Annotated in this window: 3 protein-coding genes; 1 reads left to right on the top strand and 2 read right to left on the bottom strand. The window is 66.9% G+C overall.

Annotated elements, in window-relative coordinates:
• Positions 1-466: ankyrin repeat domain-containing protein (locus FNL14_RS21455; RefSeq protein WP_255470958.1), on the top strand; the 466-nt coding region annotated here is incomplete at its 5' end.
• A gap of 83 nt (positions 467-549) precedes the next feature.
• Here the strand turns inward: FNL14_RS21455 and FNL14_RS21450 are convergent.
• Positions 550-1,734 (bottom strand): acetyl-CoA acetyltransferase, encoded by a 1,185-nt coding sequence (locus FNL14_RS21450; RefSeq protein ID WP_142064429.1) that lies wholly within the window; start codon positions 1,732-1,734, stop codon positions 550-552.
• Entirely contained in the window at positions 1,731-2,426 is a 696-nt protein-coding gene (locus FNL14_RS21445) for a CoA transferase subunit B (protein ID WP_142064426.1), read from the bottom strand. The genes FNL14_RS21450 and FNL14_RS21445 overlap by 4 nt, the downstream gene beginning before the upstream one ends.
• Between the last annotated feature and the right edge of the window lie 48 nt (positions 2,427-2,474).

Below are 2,474 nucleotides of genomic sequence, written 5' to 3'. Positions count from 1 at the left end.
CGCCGCCGCCAAGGCCAACAACGTGCCGCTGGTGCACGAACTCATCGGGCGGGGCGGCAATGTGAACACCAAGGACGCGATCCAGGATTCGGCGTTCCTCTACGCGGGCGCCGAAGGATTCAACGAGGTGCTCCGGTTGACTCTGGACGCCGGGGCAGACGTCGCCAGCACCAACCGGTACGGCGGGACCGCCCTGATCCCCGCAAGCGAACATGGCCACGTGGAGACCGTCCGGATCCTGATCGCCGCGGGGGTGCCGGTCAACCACGTCAACAACCTGGGCTGGACCGCCATGCAGGAAGCCATTTTGTTGAACAACGGCGGACCCAGGCAGCAGGAGGTGGTCCGGATGCTCCTCGATGCCGGCGCCGACCCCGACATCCGGGACCGGGAGGGCAGAACGGCGCTGCAGAACGCGGAGCGGCTCGGTTTCGCCGGGATCGCAGCCCTGATCCGCAACCGGTAGCCCCTCCAGATAACAGCAACGCGGGGTCAGATATGGCCCGATAATCCGCTCCGGAACGGCCATATCTGACCCCGCGTTGCTTTTCAGACGGCCTCGAGGACGCTGACGTAGTTGGCGATGCCCACGCCGCCCATGTTCTGGACGGCGGCGCGGCGGGGGCCGGCCAGCTGCATGTCCCCGGCGGTCCCCGTGAGCTGCATGGCGGCGATGACGTGCTGCGAGACGCCGGTGGCGCCCACCGGGTGGCCTTTGGCCTTCAGGCCGCCGGAGACGTTGACCGGCAGCTTGCCGTCCTTGTACACCCAGCCTTCCTCGATGGCCCTGGCGCCCTGCCCGGGATCCGTCAGGCCCATGGCCTCGTACATCAGCAGCTCCGCGATGGTGAAGCAGTCATGCACTTCGGCGAAGTCCAGCTCATCGATTCCGACGCCGGCCATCGCCAGTGCCCGCTGCCATGACACCCGGGTGGCGTTGAAGGCTACGGGATCCCTGCGCGCGGCGGGGAAGAAGTCGTTGGCGTGGCCGAAGCCGGCGAGGCGTACCGGAGCGGTGGCACCGCCGGTCGCCGCAGTGGACAGCACGACGGCGGCAGCGCCATCAGACACAGGGGAGCAGTCCGTGCGGCGCAGCGGGTCCGCCACCATCGGGTTTTTGTCCGAGACCGTGCGGCAGAACTCCTCGCCGAGGTCCTTGCGGAGCTGCGCGTAGGGGTTGTCCACGCCGTTGCGGTGGTTCTTGGCGGCGATGGAGCCCAGGACGTCGGAAACGCTGCCGTACCGCTTTTCGTAGTGCTTGGCCACCTCGGCGAACAGCCCGGTGAAGCCGGTGGTGGACGCCTTGCCGGCCATGTCGTAGTCGGCGCCCAAAAGGCCGGCGCCCACAACGTCGGCTCCGGCGTGGGTCATCTTTTCGGCGCCAATCACCAGCACGGTTTTCGCGGTTCCGGCGAGCAGGGACTTGGTGCCCTGCTGGAAGGCGGCGGAGCCGGAAGCGCACGCATTCTCCACCCGCGTGGCGGGCACATTGGCGAGCTGGTCTGAGACCTGCAGTGCCAGTGAGGACGGGAACGCCAGGGGCATCATGCCGGAGTTGAACTGGCCGAGGTAGATCTCGTCGATCTGGCCCGGCTCAATGCCGGCGTTGGTGATCGCTTCGGTGGCCACCTGGACGATCAGCGACTCCAAGGTCTCGTCCACCAGCTTCCCGAAACGGCTGTGGCCCCAACCCGTGAGCAGGACATCTTTACCGAACTGTTCCTGCAGGCTCATGCCGTTGCTCCTTCCAGGGCGGATTCCCCGACGCCGGATCCGTCCAGGGCGACGGTGAATTCCGCCTCCGTCTTCTCCTGGATTTCCTCGACGGTGACCCCGGGCGCCAGCCGGGTCAGCGTGAGCTGCCGCCCGCCGTCGTCTGTCTTCACGAGGTCAAAGACCGCGAGGTCGCTGATAATCCGGTCCACCACGGCGAGACCGGTCAGGGGCAGGGTGCATTCGCGGACAATCTTGGCGCTGCCGTCCTTGGCGTTGTGTTCGGTGAGGACCACCACGCGGGGTGTTCCGGCCACCAGGTCCATGGCACCGCCCATGCCCTTGACCATCTTGCCGGGGATGGTCCAGTTGGCGAGGTCCCCGCTGCCGGAAACCTGCATGGCGCCCAGGATGGCCACTTTGACGTGGCCGCCGCGGATCATGCCGAACGAGGTGGCGGAATCGAAGATGCTGCCGCCGGGCAGCACGGTGACGGTCTGCTTGCCGGCATTGATGAGGTCGGCGTCTTCCTCGCCCTCGTACGGGAACGGGCCCATGCCCAGCAGCCCGTTTTCGCTCTGCAGGACAACCCGTACGCCGTCGGGCAGGTTGTTGGCCACCAGCGTTGGAATGCCGATGCCCAGGTTCACGTAGTCGCCGTCGTTCAGTTCCTCGGCCGCGATGGCGGCCATTTCATCCCTGGTCCAGGCCATGGGGTTCTCCTTGTCGCTAGGTATTCGGTGGTCAGACGGCCAGGGCTT

The organism is Pseudarthrobacter sp. B4EP4b, from assembly GCF_006680095.1.
Taxonomy (GTDB): Bacteria; Actinomycetota; Actinomycetes; order Actinomycetales; family Micrococcaceae; genus Arthrobacter.
The sequence above is the reverse complement of the archived record's forward strand: the minus strand, read 5'-3'. Positions and strand labels throughout refer to the sequence as shown.

Excerpts from the sequence above, each read along its gene's own strand:
- FNL14_RS21450 (WP_142064429.1), bottom strand. The coding sequence starts at position 1,734 with ATGAGCCTGCAGGAACAGTTCGGTAAAGATGTCCTGCTCACGGGTTGG.
- FNL14_RS21445 (WP_142064426.1), bottom strand. The coding sequence starts at position 2,426 with ATGGCCTGGACCAGGGATGAAATGGCCGCCATCGCGGCCGAGGAACTG.